The organism is Corallococcus praedator, assembly GCF_003612125.1.
Taxonomy (GTDB): domain Bacteria; phylum Myxococcota; class Myxococcia; order Myxococcales; family Myxococcaceae; genus Corallococcus; species Corallococcus praedator.
Window position 1 is genome coordinate 14,178 of sequence record NZ_RAWI01000075.1, and the last position, 15,596, is coordinate 29,773.

The window sequence follows — 15,596 nt, forward strand, 5'->3', positions numbered from 1 at the left end:
GCCCACTTTTGAGAAAATCACGAGCCTTGAGAAATCCTCGTACCTCCTTCCCGGAGAGCCTGGGCGTATGCCTTTGAATCCCTGTTATCACCGTTCCCAAAGGCGGATTTCGGTGCCTGCTCGTCGCACCAGCAACGGACTCAGGGCGCCATCCACGGGTTCGATGCGGCCAGGAAGTGTCGCGGAGGTGACGGTCTTCCAGCCACGTTCGGTGAGCGCCTCGTGCACCTTGGCGCCAAAGCCTCCTCCGTAGGACGTGAGCAGGTGGGAGGCGCGCACGCGGTCCAGGAGGTCCCGGCCCGCGTCGTCGGACAGGTAGTAGAGGACCTCCGCGAGCAGCACGAGGTCGGCCTCCAGGGCCACGTCCTCCACGGACGCCTCCACGATGCGCACTCGCGCCTGGGCCCCCAGCCGTTCACGCAGGCGGGCGACGAAGCGGGGCTCGGACTCCACGGCCTGGACGCTCGCGTGGGGAAAGAGTGTCAGCAGGTGCTCGGTCATCATTCCCTCGCAGGCGCCCACGTCCACCACGCGCCGGGGTGGAGGCGAGGCGTGGCGCAGCGACTCCAGCACCCTGGCGGTGAGGGCGAAGCGCTCCGCTTCGTAGGTGGACTGGGCGAAGCCCCATGGGTCCGCGAGCTCGGAGAAGATCTCCGGCTTGGTGAGGGACAGGGCGCGCACCATGTCCGTGGAGCGCACCTCCGTGAAGGCCTCGATGCCGGGACCGTCTCGCAGCGGGTCCGTGCAGGCTCCGCCCTGGGCTCCGTCGGGGCGCTCCCGGTACAGCGCGTTGAGCAGGCCGAGCTTGCGCTGGAAGGCCGCGTCGTCCAGCACCGTGCACACCGTGGGACGCGCGCCCGTGGCCGGCACCCACAGCCGGTCGAAGACGCGGCTGACGAGGACCGCCACCTCGCGGTGCAACGGCGCCTCCTCCTGCGGGCTGTGCGTGAAGACGCGTCGCTCCCCCTGCTCGCGCTGCTCCCGGCACCAGGGGCCTATCTCCGATGGGGACAGGAGCAGGTGCGTGCTGTGCGCTCCCAACGCCCGGCCCACCGCCTCCAGCTCCCGGCCGGCGCCTCCGTCCTCCGTCACCACCGCGAGGTCGGCGCCCCCGGCGACGGTGCTGAACAACCGGACCACGTCCTCGGGGTGGGCCACCACGATGAGCGTCGCGGCCTTCTGGGTCTCCGTCATGTCAGGCACTCCAGTCGGATCCCGCCGCCGCTTCGCGCGCAGGGAATCGGATGAGGGGAATCAACTGCTCGCGGATGAGCGGCTCCCACCGCATCCGCTCGGCGAGGGCCCGGCCCGTCTCCAACAACAGACGTCCTTCGTGCGCATCGCGCGGGAGGCGGCGCACCACCTCCTCCGCCACGCGCCGCGCGGTGCGCGATTCCTGCTCACGCAGCACCGTGGCGGGCAGGGCCTTCCAACCCTCCACCGTCCGCGCGAGCCCCGCCTCCCGGGCGTCCGTCACGGGGTCCGACACGACGAGGTTCGGGTGCGCGGACTCCGACAGGCCCAGGGCCTCGCACTGCTCGCGCAGGGTGCGCCGGGCACCGCTGGCCCCGGCGATGACACAGATGGCGCCACAGCCCAGCGCTTCCAATTGCGCCAGCCCGTGGGATTCGTACAGGGATTGGCCCAGTGAAACATCCGTCGCGCGGTGCAGGTCGTCCCGCGTGAAGTCCAGGCCCGCGGGCCACGTAGGCTGGTTCACCAGGGCGATGTGCACACCCGTGCCCCGCGCGTTGAACGCCTCCACCCGCGCCTTCACGTGGCGCAGGTTGTCGGACGGGTCCGCCTCGTTCCACTCGGTCACCATCACGAGCAGCGCGGGCCTCCGCTCCGGAGGCAGCAGCTCCGCCAGGTGTTCGCACACGTCCACGTCGCGCCACAGCCCCTTGCAGACCTCGTCCCGGGAGATGTGCGTGAGCAGCAGTCGGAAGTCCTGGCCCCACTGCTTGCGCGCATGGCGCAGCACCCGGACGCTCGCGGCCTCCTTCGCATCCCCTTCCGTTTCAATCAGGCGATGCCCGTGGGGCACCACCGTCACGGGCTGGAGCGAGTAGCGCGGGTCGAGGAAGCGCAGCTCGTCCGCGACGGAGGCGCTCACCGCGCCGACGCGCTCGCACAGGTGGCCGTTGCGGAGGATCTGGAAGTTGGGCCAGGTGCCCACCGGATACACCTGATCCAACGTCCGGCCCTGCTCCAGCCCCAGGCGCTGCACGTTGTAGAAGCGCGCATCGGACGCGCCCTGCCCCGCCTCGCCGTACTCCACGAGCACCCGGGGCGTGCGCACCTCGCCCGCGTAGTAGACGGTGTGGCACCAGTCGTGCCCGTCGAGCAGCGCCTTGTACGCGAGCGGCAACGACAGGTGCTCCTGCGCCAGGACGACGGCCCCCGCGCCGTCCTGGGAGCGCAGCCGCGCCACCGCGTCGAAGACGGGCTCCGCGAGCGTGATGGCCAGCATCGCGTCGTGGTCCAACGGCGGCGCGTCCAGGAGGCCGTGGTGCACCGCGCGCCGGAACAGCCGGTTGAGCCACGGCGCCGCGCCCAGCCTCGTGCCGTACAGCCCGCGCCACACGCGCGAGAGGGCCCGCCACGGCGCCGGGCGTCCGCCCCGACAGTCGAACGGGAGGTCCACCCCGAGCAGCGTGTGCAACCGCTGGAGGAACAAGGGCAGCGTGCCCAGCCGCACCCGGTAGCCCCGGAGCACGTCGGTGAGGTCCACCAGCAGCACCTCCACCGGACCGCCCGGAGCGTCGCGCCTGCCGTAGATGAACGACACGTCGTGCCGCGCCTCCACCGGCTGGAAGACCCGCGCCCACGCCTCCGGGTTGCGCCGGCGCAGGCCGCTGTAGAGCACCTCTCCGTGCGCCTCCAGGTCGTGCGCGAGCGACTCCTCCGGCGCATAGCTGCCCAGGCCGCACGGACGCACCGTGGGGCTCACCAGCAGCGTGCGGGGAAAGGCCGCGCGGTACTCGGGCGCCGCCAGCAGGTGCTCCAGCACCACGCCCATCCCGCCCAGCGTGCGCGTGGCTTCGTAGGACAGGTGCACCAGCAGCTCACCGCGCGCGGCGGGTTCCTCCACGCTCACGGGGCCACCGTCCAGACGCGCTCGCACAGCTTGCGGCCCGTGCCCAACCTGCGCGCGTGCGCCTCCACCGCGGGCAGCGTCGCCGCCTCCAACTGGCTTGCGTAGAAGGACAGCCCCCGCAGCTTCGCGGGCCACAGCTCCGTCAGGTCCAGACACCGGGGCGCCAATCCGAGCGCCCACGCGTAGTCGACAATCTCATCCTCCGGGTGGTGCGCGGAGTACGGCAGGTCCTCGTAGTAGACGATGCGCCCCCGGTCCCCCCGCAGCGCCCGCACCGCGTCGCGCACCAGCAGGTGGTCCACGTGGCTGGAGATGCCCAGCGGCACGTAGCAGACCGCGTCGTCGGAGACGTGCGCCAGCACCTCCCCCAGCGCCTCCCGGACGCGCACGGCCAGCGCCGCCGTGGCCGCCTCCGACTCCCGGGGCCCTCCCGGAGGCGAGCGCAGGCTGGTGTCGCGAAAGCCCAGGTGCACCAGGTCCGCGCCATGCGCTCGGGCGAAGCGTCGGTCCTCGCCCATCCGCAAGGACGTCACCGCCAGCGACCGCGTCGGATCCACCGGCAGCACGAACTCCCAGCAGCTCTGGGAGAAGACGGTGACGAGCGTGGGGACGACGCCCCGGGGCACGCCCAGCAGGCTCGCGTACGCCCCCAGCGCCACGTCGTCCGGATGGGGCGAGAAGAACACGTGCTCCGGTCCCCCCTCGTCGCTCCGCGCATGCTCAGCCACGGGGACCTCCCATGCGCGTCGGCGCGGGCCACTCGTTCAGCGGCAGGTCGTGCAGGTCGCCTTCGGGCGTCACGAAGCCGAGCACGACGACGCGCTCACCGTCGTTGACCACCGTGTGGCGGAACGCGCGCACCGGCGCGTCCAGCTCCCGCGTCAGCCCTTCGGAGAAGCGGCCGGAGGTGATGAGCCAGTGGCCCGCGTCGTTGGGCATCAGGCGGGGCACGTCGCCGTCCAGCCACACGAGCCCCGGCCGCGACTCCCCCAGGTTGAAGGTGAAGAAGCTCTTGTCCGCGTGCGGCTCCGACGCGTGCGCCACCACCTCCCGCCGCCTGCGGGCGACGCTGGGCGCGTGGTACTTCACGAACCGCACCGCCCCTTCCGTGCGGCGGCGGAACAGGCGCGTGAGCCCCCCGGCCCGCAGGCCGTAGCCCAGCTCCAGCGCCTCCAGCAGCACGCTGCCCACGACGTGGGACGCGAGGTACGCGTCCTCCGACGCCACCAGCAGCTCCCGCACCGGCTCCGGCACGAGGCGCCGGCGGAAGCCGCTCCACGTCACGGGCTTGGCCATGAAGGCCTCGATGGCCTGCCGCACCACCGTGGACTCCGGGTACCACGTGGCGTTGTAGCCCGTCTGGAACACCGTCTCCGCCGGCATCAGCGCGTGCAGGTACGGGTGCGCCAGGAGCGCGTGCTGGTACGTGGCCTCGTAGCGCTCGAACTGGCCGTCGAGCTCGTGGCGCGCCAGCAGCGCCGCGGGCCGCTCCAGGTAGAAGAAGCCGCGCTCGGACAGGTGTTCCACCAGCGTCCGGGCGAAGGCGTCACGCCGCCTGGGCGCGCCCGACAGGAAGTCCTCCAGCCGCAGCGGCTGGATGTCCGTGAAGCGGGGTGTCTGGCTCCGGATGAGGCCATCGCTCCCTGGGGCGAAGGGCCTTGCTTGGGGGGAAGACGACGAAGTCCGGGGCGCGGTGTCGAACTGGAGTGGTCGGGTCGTCATGGTCGGGGTTCGGGCTGGAATGCGTCACAGATTACGGGTGGCCCCTGACATTCCTGGATCAGGACTGACCCCCTCCGCGCCGCAATTCCTATCAATTCCTGTCACCTCCCAGGTCGCCCCGCACACACGCGCTGTCACTCACGCCCGCACGCGACCGGCGGCGGTTCGTCCAAAGGGGGACATCCGCGCTTCCCTCCGGGAAGACGACCTGGGCAGGTGGGTCCGGAAGACGCCCCCCTGGTTTGCGCTGTGCGGGCGGAGACAGCGTCCGCGACGTGGGGGCCGGTGCCTTGACGGAGGCCCCCGCGCTCGCGCTCCAATCCCTGACATGGCCCCGCGCACGTCACGTCTGTTCATCGCAGTCCTGATGGCCGCGACCTGTTCCTGTGCGCGCCTTCCCAGCCATCCGGTGATGGCGGACCTGCCGCTCTTGCGGATGGAAGTGGTGCTCCCACCACGGCCCGTGACCCGCGCGGTGCTCGTGGAGCGCGTGCGGGCGACGGGGCTGAGATTCGACGTGATGCCGGAGGGCGCGCGTGTGTTCGTGGACGGCCGGGCGGTGGGATTCGCCCGGCAGTTGGAGCCGCTCGTCACGCTGCCGCCGGGTGTCCATCAGGTGAGCGTCCGGGCCGCGGGACACGCCACCTGGCGGGCCGAGGTGATGGTGGGCGACCGGCCGGAGCCCATCCAGGTGACGTTGACCGCGTCGCCGTGAGCGGCGGTCGGGAACGGACGTGGCGCACCACCATTCGCAAGGGGGAGGAACGGCGTGAAGCTGACAAGGAGAAGGGGTCGGCTGTTCCGGTTGCCGTTCGCGGACGCGCCGGAGTCCCGTGCGCGGCTGTGGAAGAGCATGACGGAGCACGGGCTGTTCGTGCCGGCGGATGCACCGCAGCCCATCGGGACGGAGTTCCCGCTCCAGGTCGCCTTCCACGGCGCGGCCCCGGCCGTCTCCGGTCGCGTGCGCGTGATGGAGCACGGGGTGTCGGGCTGGGTGCGCGGCTACTTCGTCAAGTTCGTCGCGCTGGACAAGGGAAGCCTCCCGCTTCCGGTGAGCGCTCGCGACGAACGGCCGACCCCGCGGCCGGTGGAGGCGCCCGTGGATCCGCCCGGTGCCTCCGCGCCTGCGAGCGCGGACTCCTGGCGGGAGGAGCCGACGCCGGTGGGCATCCGGCCCCGCTCGACGGTGGAGGGGGCGGCGGCCCTGCACGACTATTCGAACGTGGAGCTGCTGCACGCGCGCGACCCGGAGGCATGGCAGGGCGGGCTGCGGCCTTTCGACACGTTCGGTCCGTACCAATTGCTCAAGCGCCTGGGGGCGGGCGGGATGGCGGAGGTGCTCCTCGCCCGGCGCACCATGGCCGAGGGCGTGGACAAGCTGGTGGCGCTCAAGCTGGTGTTCCAGGAGTACGCGCGCCACCCGCGCCTGTCGGAGCTGTTCCTCACCGAGGCGCGCCTGAGCGCGACGCTCCAGCACCCCAACGTCATCCAGGTGTTCGACGTGGGCTCCGCCGCCGGCCGGCCCTTCATGGCGATGGAGTACGTGCCCGGGTGCAACGGCGCGGACCTGTTGGAGCGGCTGCGTGAGCGCGGACGGCCGCCGCCGGTGGCGCTGGCGGTGACGCTCGCCATCGAGCTGGGCAAGGCGCTGGAGTACCTGCACGACCAGCGCGACCTGGATGGACGCCCGCTGCACCTGGTCCACCGCGACGTGAGCCCGGGCAACCTGCTCATCGGACTGCACGGCGAGGTGAAGCTGGTGGACATGGGGGTCGCGTCGGCGAGCATCGCCAGCGGCAACGACCTGCTGGTGGTGGGCAAGCGCGCGTACATGGCGCCGGAGCAGGCGGCGGGGGGACGCCCGGAGCCCGGCTGGGACATCCACGGCATGGGGCTGGTGCTCTACGAACTGCTCACGCTGCAGCACGCGTTCGGGGATGTCGCCGAGGCGGCGGAGCGCTCCGGGCGCCTGCGTCCGTCAGACTTCAATCCCCAGGTGACGCCGGAGCTGGAGCGGCTGGTGCAATGGGCGACCGCGCCGAATCCGTCTGGTCGGGCTCCCAGTGCCCAGGCCCTTCGACAGGCGCTGGAGCGCGTGCGGGCCACCCTGCCCCCCTTCGATGTGGTGCAGGCGATGCGCGAGCTGTTCGGGGAGTCGCTGGACCGGGTGCAGCGCGAGACGGAGGCGCTCATCGGCATCGCGCGTGGCAGGGACCGGCCCCGGGGCTCCCAGCGGTGCCGCAGATGGTGGGGGTTCGTGGATCAGCGGATCCCGGGAGCGTTGAAGCTGATGGCCGCGCGGCACAGACAGGAGTTGCGTTGGGGCGCGATGGCGCTCACGGTCCTGGTCGCATCCGGCGCGGCGCTCCTGTGGCCCCTGCACGCGCGGGAAGCGGCCCTGGGTGAGCACCTGTCGAAGGCGGATCGGCTCATCGCGGTGGCGAAGCTGTCGGGGGCGGGAGAGGACACGGCGCTGGCGCAGCTCCAGGCGGCCCGGGCGCTGCGTCCGGAGGATCCGCGGGTGCGGGCACGGCTGGAGGCGCTGGCGGACGGGTTCGAGTTGCTGGCGACGGAGGCCTCTCAGCGGGGCGACGTGGCCGAGGCCGTGGCACACCTGCGCGCCGCGCTCGAAGCGGCACCGGAGCGGAATGTCCCCCGGATGAAGCTCCAGTTCCTGGAGGACGAAGCGCGCCGCACCACCACGGGAAGGAGGAAGCGATGAGCATGCGCTCCCGGTTCTCGTTCGCTTCGGTGGAAGAGCTCCCGCTCCCTTTCCCATGGCGGATTCACGCGGAGGCAACGCACCTGCGTGCTCATCCTCCTTTCGCGGCGATGGAAGGGCTCGCGCCCCATCAAGCACTCCCTCTTCGCGCGGGGAAACGTCCACCCGTTCGCGGCGCACTGGTCCGCGCCATGACGATGGCGTTCCTGCTCACCTCGGTGACGGGTTGTTCGCGCAGCTCGGAGGAGGCCAGCGCCGCTGAAACCGTGTTGCGGGAACTGGAGGCCATCGTGGCCACGTGCGCGGCGGCGCAGGGGCCCGTCGACACGATGCGCACCGCGCGCTCGTTCTGGGAGCCCTTCGAAGCAGGCGCCACCTTCCGCGCGGGCGACTGGGTGCGCACCGGGCCCGAGGCCTCCGCGCGCATCGAGCTGCGCGGCGGCGGTCGCTTCGAGTTGGAAGAGCGCACCGTGGTGATGGTGGAACGTCCCACGCCAGCGTACGGGGGGGGCACGGGCGGCGCGGTGGTGGCCTTGGAGTCGGGTGCCGCCCGGGGCGTGCTTCCCGTGGATGCGCTGCGAGACGGCCCTCTCGTCCTGCGGGGAGACGCCGGACGCCAGGTGGAACTCACGGTGGACGCGCACGATGGACCGGCGGAGTTCCGCGTCACCCGCACCGCCAACAGCATGCGACTCAGCGTGTCCCGGGGACGGCTGATGCTCTCCGAGGGTGCGCACCGCCGCACGCTCGACGCGGGCAACTGGCTGGAGGTCGCGCGGGGCCTGGAGGACGCCGAACACGACGGGCCGCCCTTCCCCGCCAGCCTGTCGCCCGGCGTGGATGCCCGCATCGAGTGGAGCCAGGACCTGGGCATCGCCCTGGCCTGGAAGCCGTTGGACGGAGCGCGGCGCTACCAGGTGCAGGTGGCGCGAGACCTGGGCTTCACCCAGCGCGTGGTGGACACGCAGGTGGAAGACCAGAGCTTCACGTTCATCCCCCCCGAGCCCGGGATGTTCGTCTGGCGCGTGGCCGCGCTGGATGCCCGGGGCCAACCCGGCGAATCCGGCTTCGCCCGCCGCATCTACGTGGACCGCAAGCTTCAGCGCGCGTTGCTCATCGCGCCCCGGGATGACTACCAGGCCCCGGATGACACGGCGGCCCGGGACATCGTCTTCGCGTGGCAGTCCGTCGGCGGAGAGCCCCGCTACCGGCTCGTCGTGGCGCGGGACCGGAACCTGAAACACCCGGTGCTCGTGCTCGAAGGCAGCACGCAACAGGTGGTGCTGCCGGGGCTGGCTCCCGGCGAGTACTTCTGGGGCGTGTACGTGGCCGAGGAACCACCCACGCCCCTGTTCCAGAAGGCCCGGCGGCTCGTGGTGCCGGCGACGCCCGGGGCCCGCGGGCGGGGGGGCCTGGCCAACCCGGCGGACCTGTGAGGGACGGCCCGGACGTCAGGCGCTCTTGCGCCGCCGCATCATCGCCTCGTACGAGCGGCCCACGCTCTGGGAGAGGATGAGCAGCTCGCCCACGTCCGGAGGGGTGAGCTGATCCGGCCCGTTGTCCACGTAGAGCAGGTGGACGACCTTGCCGCGCACCAGCAGCGGGAGGATGACCGCCGTCGTGGGGAAGCCGCCGCCCAGCAGCCGGTAGAACATCCCCATCGCCGCGTCCCGCTTCACCGGGCCCACGTAGTGCGAGCGCGTGTCGCGCACGAGCCGGAAGGTGCTCTGGTCGCGCAGCGGCACACCGATGCGGCGCACCGCTTCGTCACGCACGCCCTGCCCCATGCCGTGCCAGCCCGTCACGAGGTTGCCCTGCACCGACAGCAGCAGGGACCGGCGCCACTTGCCCAGCGCGAACCGGAGCACCGTGCGGGCCACGTCCTCGCGGTCCGAGCTTCGCGCCAGCTCCGCCTGGGCCTCCGGGAACGTCATCGGCGTCGGAGGAGGCGTGGGCGCGCGGACCTGCGGCGGCACGGGCAGTCCCGGGCTCGCGGCGGGCGGCCGGCCCGTCGCGGCCACCTGCGCGGGCAGGCCGGGGACCGGGACCTGGGGCGCCACGTGCGCGGGGATGTCCACGCGCGGCGGCACTCCGGGCGGCACCGGACGCTGGACGGCGGGGGGCGCCACGGGCCGGGGCGGCGCGGGAACGGACGCCGGCATCGCGGGCCGGGCCTGCGGGGGCGGCGCCTCGGGCGGCCGGGCCACGGGCGCGAGCGGCACGGGCGTCTCCACCACCTCCACGCCGGTGATGATCTCCCCCTCCAGCACGGCCTCGTCGTCGGCGTCCGCCCCTCCGAGCGCCTGCGCGTAGACGGACTGGAACTCCTCCTCGCTCATCAGGTCCGGAGGCCGCTCCTGCGCCTTCGCCAGCTCCGCCGCCGCGCCCTTCGCCGGACGGGGACGGACCGCGTTCATGTCGATGGCCCGCAGCTGCCGGAACGCCTTCGCGTGACGGCGCAGCAGCTGGTTCATCCGGAACTCGGGGATGACCACCGGCACCACGCGCTTGCCCGTCTTGAACGCGATGGCGTCCAGCGTCGGGAAGTCGTGCGGGTTCACCACCGCGACGCTCAACCGCGTCGCGTCCGAGCGCATCGGAAGGTATTCCTTGTCGTCCGCCTCGTTCGGGTTCACCAGCGCCACGGCCTTCGGGTCGGGCACCATCTCCCCGGACGCGTAGGCACAGTTGTGGAGCTTGCCCAGCGCCTTGGCCAGGTCCGGTTCGGACAGGAGCCCCAGCTCCACCAGGTTCGTCCCCAACCGACCGCCGTGCACGACCTGCGACTCCAGCGCCTCTTCGAGCGCCGCCGCCGACACCAGGCCGTCCTTCACGAGCAGTTCACCCAGGCGCATGGGGCCGCTTGTAGCCATGCCCCGTCACCCTCCGCAAGCCTCCGGCCGGACGCCCCCCGGCCGCCTGGACTCCCTAATCCTCCGGATGGTGGCTCAGCCCCACCCGGTTGCCCTCCGGGTCCCGCACGTAGAGCGTCCAGCGCGTCTCATGCTCCAGCGGCACCCCCGCGCGGGCGAAGGTCTCCACCACCCCACCCCGGGCCTCCCGGGGGATGCGGAACACCAGCATCAGCAGCCCCGGCGTCGGATGGCGGAACGGCGAGCCCTCCGGGGTCCCCTCCACCGCCTCGATGGCCAGGAAGCAGCCCCCGGGGACGCCTACCCAGATGCTCCGCAGGGTGCCGTCCTCGCGCAGGTGGCGCTTGAGTTCAGGAAAGCCCAGCAGGTCCCGATAGAACGTGGTGACGCGCTCCACGTCCTTCGCTTGAATCGCCACGTGGTGGAAGCCCTGAACGTCCTTCATGGCGTTGATGGTAGGGTCTGCCCGCCCATGGCGCGACTGCTCATCGTCGAGGACAACCAGGAACTGGCCTCCCTCATCGCCACGGTGGCGCAGACCCGGGGTCACGACGCGCTCACCGTGTTCACGGGGGAGGCGGCCCTGGAGTCCCTGGGGCCCACGGCCCGCTTCGACGCCGCGCTGGTGGACCTGTTGCTGCCGGACATCCGGGGCAGCGAGGTGCTGGGTGCGCTCAGGGCCCACGCCATCCCCGCCATCGCGGTCAGCGGCGTCTACAAGGGCGACCGCTTCGCCCAGGAGGCCACGCAGGTGCACGGCGCCCGCGCCTTCTTCGAGAAGCCCTTCGAACTGGACGCCGTGATGGACGCGCTGGAAGAGGCCGCGGGCGTGCCGCCGGTGCCCCACACGGAGCTGCTCGACGAGGTGGACCTGCTCGTCCTCGAGGAGCTGGTGGAGGACGAAGGCGTGGAGGAGTTGGTGGTGTCCGAGCCCGCGCCGTCCCTGGACGCCGCCCGTCCGGAGGCCCCCGTTGAAGAGGAGGCGCCCTCCGAGGCCCTGCCCCTGCCCTTCGCCCGGCGCGACGCCGTCTGGACGGAGGCCGTGCCCGCGCAGGAGCGGCGCCGCCGGCAGCTCCCCGAGTGGTCGCTGGGCGGAGACCTGAAGCACACCACGGTGCCGCGCCTGCTCAACGCCTATTACGAGGCGCGCCACCACGGCGAGCTGAAGCTGCGCCAGGGCACGGTGCTGAAGGTCGTCTACTTCGAGGCGGGCCGCGTGGTGTACGCCGCCTCCAACCTGGCCCCGGAGCGCTTCGGCCGCTTCTGCCTGCGCAAGGGCGCGCTGACGGAGGCCCAGCTGGCGGAGGCCACCGCGTACGCGCGCGAGCACACGCTGCGCACCGGGGACGCGCTCTTGAAGCGCGGCCTGCTGAGCCCGTCGCAGCGGCGCCGGCTGCTGGAGGAGCAGGTGAAGGACATCCTCTGGTCCACCTTCACGTGGACGGAGGGCGGCTACGGCTTCAGCCCCATGCGGCCGCAGCGCGCGGACCTGGTGCCGCTGTCGCTCTTCCCCGGCGACCTCATCCTGGAGGGCGTCACCCGCACGGAGACGCTGGTGGCCCTGCGTCAGCGGATGGCGCCCGGGCGCCGCTTGTTCCCCACGGCGGATCCGCCCTACGGCCTGCACGAGCTGAAGCTGGCCGGGCCGCAGGCGCTGCTGCTGGCGTTCGCGGACGGCACGAAGACGGTGGAGGACCTGCTCGCGCTCACCGACCTGTCCGAGCGCGAGGCCCTGGCCACCCTGCGCGGCCTGGAGCTGTCGGGCGTGCTGGAAGAGCGTCAGCAGACGCCCAACCGGCGCCAGCGCATCAGCTTCGGGCTCTGACGCCGCGCCGCCGCCGCGCAAGCCACGCGAGCGCGCCCAGCCCGAAGGCCGTCACCCCGGAGCCACCTCCGGAGCAGCCGCAGCCCGACGTGGACGGGGGCGGCGCTTCCGGCTGGGACACCACGACTCCGCGCAGCTTCGCGATGCCGGAGAACGTCGGCGTGCCCAGGAACGCGGGACGGATGACGTACGTGAGCGTCGCGGTCGTGTTCGCGTCCAGCGGCACCGGCTCCACCGCGAAGCCGCCACCTTCCAGCACCGTGGGCGTCACCGGCTGGCCGTTCAGCCGCACGCTGTCCAGCACCACCTCCGCGCCGGAGGGGAACTCCTCGTAGCGGACACTGGACACGCCGCACGCGGTGTCGTTGCGCAGGGAGACGGAGACGCCCACCTGGCTGGAGTCGGAGCCCGGACCGGTTTCGGAGTTGCGCCCCAGCGACACGAAGGGCCGGGCGCCAATCTGGACCGAGTGCTCCCGGGTCGCGCCGGAGGCCCCTTCGCCCGTGGCCGCCACCCTCAGGGTGACGAACTCGCCCACCAGGGACTCCAGCTGCGTGTCCTTCGTGGCCAGCGTCACTGAATCGCCCGCGGGCACGGGGGACTCCAGCTCCGGGCCCGTCACATAGGACCAGTCCAGATTCACCGCCGTGCAGGCCCCCGGGGGGAAGGTCTGCCGCAGCGTGCCCCGGGCGCCCTCTGCACAGACGGCGACGAGTTCTCCGTTCACATCACCCAGCTCCACGTCGCGCGCGTCGCGCGTCAGCGACTGGACCGTCTCCGACGTCGCGGTGGCGCCACCGGCCACGGGCTCCTGCACGCGGACCCGCACGTTGTAGGCGGCGCTTCCGCAGGTGGGAGGCAGGTCCAGTTCGAAGTCACCCGAGGCCCCGGTCAGCGTCCGGGTGGCGAGCACCTGGGCCGCGGCGTCGGGGGTCTCCAGCGTCACCACCGTGGTGACGTTGCGCGAGGAGACGCAGTTGAGGTTCGGCGTCGCCACGCGGCCGTGCACCTTGCGCTCCTCCGGGGGGTCCAGGCTCAAGAGGGGCTTCACCGAGTCCAGGGGAACCAGGCGCGGTCTCACCGTCACATCCACGATGGACTCCGGGCCCACCAGCGTATGTCCCTTCACGGTGACGTGGTGGACCGCGCGCAGCTTCACGGCGGTGTCGGCGCACCCCTGCGATTCGACCACCACGGCGGGACCTTCGACCGGTGACGAGCCCACCGCCGGTTGCGCGGTCCCTGGCTCCCGCACCGCGCTCACCGACACACCCGGCGCGTTGTCGAGCCGCGACCACCACGTGCTCAGCGGCAGCCCCGGCGTTCCGGCGCACAGGTGGAACGCCTGGGGCGACAGGCTCGTCCCGGAGTAGAGGGGCCCCGGAGGGTTGGGGAACGGCGCATCCGGAGGGCCCCACGGGAGGAACTCCACGGGGACGCTCGTGGCGGTGGAGGACGTCAGCTCGCCGTCATTCGCGCTCACGGAGTAATTGAAGACCGTGCTGTCCGTCTTGCACCGGTCCGCCTTGGTGAAGATCGGATCAAGCGTGGCCACCGTGTCCGTCACGGAGAGCCGGGGGGCCCTCGCGGGCGGCGTGCCCCAGAGGTACCGGACGGGTTCGCAGCCGGAAGCGCCCCGCACCGGCGTGAGGGTGCCCGCGGCACCGCCCGCGAAGAAGACACCGCCCGGCACGTCCACGGTGACGCTGGAGGGCGCGGCGGGCCGGACGGTGTGGTTCAGCCGCACGTTCACCGTCTTCGCCGTGTCGTGCGCCGCCAGACCGTCCGACGCGACCACGTCGATGAAGGCCTGCTGGCTCGCGCAGAAGCCCGAGTCCGCCGTCAGCGACAGCGTCAGCCCGTTGTCCTCCACCGAAGGAGGCGGCCCCGAAACGGAGGTGAGCAGGCCGTTGGGATCCCGGGTCGTGGCCGTCACGCGCACCGCATCCCCGTCGCCGTCGCGGGGGTTGAGGATCAGCGGCTCGGTCTTGCCCTCGTCGATGACGAGGCTCGAGGGCACGTTGCCCAGGTCCGGTGTCTTCTCGTTCTGGTAGATGAGGACGTTCTGCGCCGGCGCGGTGAGGAGGGCGACGCAGTAGGACGCGCCCGAGCAGGACACCTGTTTGGCCACCGTGCGGATGCCCGAGGGAAAGTTCGGGTTGTTGCGCCAGACGGAACCCGGCAGCGAGGAAGGTGGCACCGGCTCCGCGCTGAAGGCCTTCACCGAACCGTCCAGTTGCTTGACGAGCATCAGGCCGAAGCCGACGCCCGCGGCGGAGCCATTCGCCACATCGAGGGCGAGCGCATCCACCGAGGCCGGGCCTCCCCCCCACTGGATGGGTTCAAACGGGGAGGTGCCGCTGCCCAGGATCCCCCGGAACAGACCCTCGGCATTGCCATAGAACGCGAGGGGCTTCGCCGGATCCACGCCGGGAAGGAGCACGACGGTGCGCGCCGCGCTGGGAGGCGCCACCCCCTGCGCGGGATAGGGCTGGGGCGTCGTCCCCCGGTACCAGACGAAGTTGGCCGTCGTCGGAGACACGGAGAACAAGGCGTGCGGCATGCCGTCCGACTGTGGAGGCAGGATGGCCAGCGGCGCCTGGGCCACGGCGCCGGACAGCGGCATCGACAGGAGCCCCCACTCGGCGGTGCCCTGCTTCGGAACAAGGGAGGAGCGGAACTCCCAGCTCAGCGGGGGCAGTGCCGCGGAGGCGTAGCCCACGCCCCCATCCGGGGTGATGCGCACCGAGCGCAGCTCATACTCATCCCCGGTGGTCGGAAACAGGTGCGTGCCTTCGGCCGGCGAACAGCCGCCCACGCTCCGGAGCGTCCCGTCGGTGAGGACCCCCACCACGCAGTCCGGCCCCGACAGGTAGCTGCCCACCGTCCCCTCGGACAGGGTGGACACGCCCCCGTCCCGGGAGATCCACAACTGCTGATCCGTGGCCACGGCGAAGTGGCCGGGCCTGAAGACGGTCACATCCAGTGGGGTGCCGTTCTGGGTCTGGGTGACGGTCCAACCCGCCCGGGCCACCCCGGCCACCAGCACCAGCCCCAGGCAGACCGTCCAGACTCGCACGTTCAACATCCCTTCGCTTCTAGTAGGCCAGCTCCGCCCGCAGGTAGAGGCGATCCGGAGCATCCACCGAATCCGCCCCCAACCCCAAACCGCTGAAGCCCAGCACGGTGTACCCCAGGGCGACACGGAGGCGCTCATCCAGCCGGTACGCCACCTCCGTCCGGAAGGAGGACAGGCCCTGGCCATCCGCCGCGGACGTGCGCCGCGCCGCCTCCAGCGCGACCTCCAGGCCCCCCACCACCCGCACCGCCGGACGCAGCGTGCCCGTCCACACC

At 72.1% G+C, this 15,596-nt stretch carries 12 protein-coding genes; 4 read left to right on the top strand and 8 right to left on the bottom strand.

The genetic code is table 11. The features are described from left to right. Window positions 1–87: 87 nt before the first annotated feature. From D7Y13_RS12740 to D7Y13_RS12755, 4 genes are read right to left on the bottom strand one after another with little or no spacing between them, the layout of a single operon-like run. The gene (locus D7Y13_RS12740; protein WP_120582688.1) at window positions 88–1,194 is read right to left on the bottom strand and encodes a class I SAM-dependent methyltransferase; all 1,107 of its coding nucleotides are present in this window, start codon (window positions 1,192–1,194) and stop codon (window positions 88–90) included. A gap of 1 nt (window position 1,195) precedes the next feature. Further along, window positions 1,196–3,100, bottom strand: coding sequence for a glycosyltransferase family protein (locus D7Y13_RS12745; RefSeq protein ID WP_147444218.1), 1,905 nt, complete (start codon window positions 3,098–3,100; stop codon window positions 1,196–1,198). Further along, on the bottom strand, window positions 3,097–3,828 hold the full coding sequence (locus D7Y13_RS12750; protein WP_120537177.1) for a PIG-L deacetylase family protein: 732 nt from the start codon (window positions 3,826–3,828) through the stop codon (window positions 3,097–3,099). The genes D7Y13_RS12745 and D7Y13_RS12750 overlap by 4 nt, the downstream gene beginning before the upstream one ends. Continuing rightward, on the bottom strand, window positions 3,821–4,822 hold the full coding sequence (locus D7Y13_RS12755) for a hypothetical protein (protein ID WP_199732688.1): 1,002 nt from the start codon (window positions 4,820–4,822) through the stop codon (window positions 3,821–3,823). Before D7Y13_RS12755 ends, D7Y13_RS12750 begins: the two co-directional genes overlap by 8 nt. Window positions 4,823–5,189: 367 nt before the next feature. Between D7Y13_RS12755 and D7Y13_RS47120 the strand changes: the two genes are divergently transcribed. The 3 genes from D7Y13_RS47120 (at window position 5,190) to D7Y13_RS12770 (ending at window position 8,980) form a co-directional block, all read left to right on the top strand. Beyond that, complete coding sequence (locus tag D7Y13_RS47120; RefSeq protein WP_199732687.1) at window positions 5,190–5,537, top strand: PEGA domain-containing protein; 348 nt, start codon at window positions 5,190–5,192, stop codon at window positions 5,535–5,537. A 54-nt stretch (window positions 5,538–5,591) separates the two neighbouring features. Continuing rightward, window positions 5,592–7,544 carry a serine/threonine-protein kinase gene (locus D7Y13_RS12765; protein ID WP_147444217.1) on the top strand — a complete coding sequence of 651 codons (1,953 nt, stop codon included), beginning with the start codon at window positions 5,592–5,594 and terminating at the stop codon, window positions 7,542–7,544. 191 nt (window positions 7,545–7,735) lie between these two features. Continuing rightward, window positions 7,736–8,980, top strand: a complete 1,245-nt coding sequence (locus D7Y13_RS12770) for a FecR family protein (protein ID WP_120582684.1) — start codon at window positions 7,736–7,738, stop codon at window positions 8,978–8,980. A gap of 15 nt (window positions 8,981–8,995) precedes the next feature. On the opposite strand, the gene D7Y13_RS12775 is transcribed toward D7Y13_RS12770, so the two are convergent. Further along, entirely contained in the window at window positions 8,996–10,399 is a 1,404-nt protein-coding gene (locus tag D7Y13_RS12775; protein ID WP_120582683.1) for a cyclic di-GMP-binding domain-containing protein, MshE-related, read from the bottom strand. A 73-nt stretch (window positions 10,400–10,472) separates the two neighbouring features. After that, complete coding sequence (locus D7Y13_RS12780; RefSeq protein ID WP_120582682.1) at window positions 10,473–10,862, bottom strand: VOC family protein; 390 nt, start codon at window positions 10,860–10,862, stop codon at window positions 10,473–10,475. Window positions 10,863–10,889: 27 nt separating this feature from the next. Between D7Y13_RS12780 and D7Y13_RS12785 the strand changes: the two genes are divergently transcribed. Beyond that, window positions 10,890–12,242, top strand: coding sequence for a response regulator (locus tag D7Y13_RS12785; protein ID WP_120534694.1), 1,353 nt, complete (start codon window positions 10,890–10,892; stop codon window positions 12,240–12,242). Here D7Y13_RS12785 and D7Y13_RS12790 read toward each other — a convergent pair. Together D7Y13_RS12790 and D7Y13_RS12795 are read right to left on the bottom strand one after the other, a co-directional pair. Next, window positions 12,226–15,330: an MYXO-CTERM sorting domain-containing protein gene (locus tag D7Y13_RS12790; RefSeq protein WP_120582681.1), complete on the bottom strand. Its 3,105-nt coding sequence runs from the start codon at window positions 15,328–15,330 to the stop codon at window positions 12,226–12,228. The genes D7Y13_RS12785 and D7Y13_RS12790 overlap by 17 nt on opposite strands. 10 nt (window positions 15,331–15,340) lie before the next feature. Next, window positions 15,341–15,596: hypothetical protein (locus tag D7Y13_RS12795; RefSeq protein ID WP_147452439.1), on the bottom strand; the 256-nt coding region annotated here is incomplete at its 5' end.

Excerpts from the sequence above, each read along its gene's own strand:
- D7Y13_RS12740 (WP_120582688.1), bottom strand. The coding sequence starts at position 1,194 with ATGACGGAGACCCAGAAGGCCGCGACGCTCATCGTGGTGGCCCACCCC.
- D7Y13_RS12755 (WP_199732688.1), bottom strand. The coding sequence starts at position 4,822 with ATGACGACCCGACCACTCCAGTTCGACACCGCGCCCCGGACTTCGTCG.
- D7Y13_RS47120 (WP_199732687.1), top strand. The coding sequence starts at position 5,190 with ATGGCCGCGACCTGTTCCTGTGCGCGCCTTCCCAGCCATCCGGTGATG.
- D7Y13_RS12770 (WP_120582684.1), top strand. The coding sequence starts at position 7,736 with ATGACGATGGCGTTCCTGCTCACCTCGGTGACGGGTTGTTCGCGCAGC.
- D7Y13_RS12775 (WP_120582683.1), bottom strand. The coding sequence starts at position 10,399 with ATGCGCCTGGGTGAACTGCTCGTGAAGGACGGCCTGGTGTCGGCGGCG.
- D7Y13_RS12780 (WP_120582682.1), bottom strand. The coding sequence starts at position 10,862 with ATGAAGGACGTTCAGGGCTTCCACCACGTGGCGATTCAAGCGAAGGAC.
- D7Y13_RS12785 (WP_120534694.1), top strand. The coding sequence starts at position 10,890 with ATGGCGCGACTGCTCATCGTCGAGGACAACCAGGAACTGGCCTCCCTC.
- D7Y13_RS12790 (WP_120582681.1), bottom strand. The coding sequence starts at position 15,330 with ATGTTGAACGTGCGAGTCTGGACGGTCTGCCTGGGGCTGGTGCTGGTG.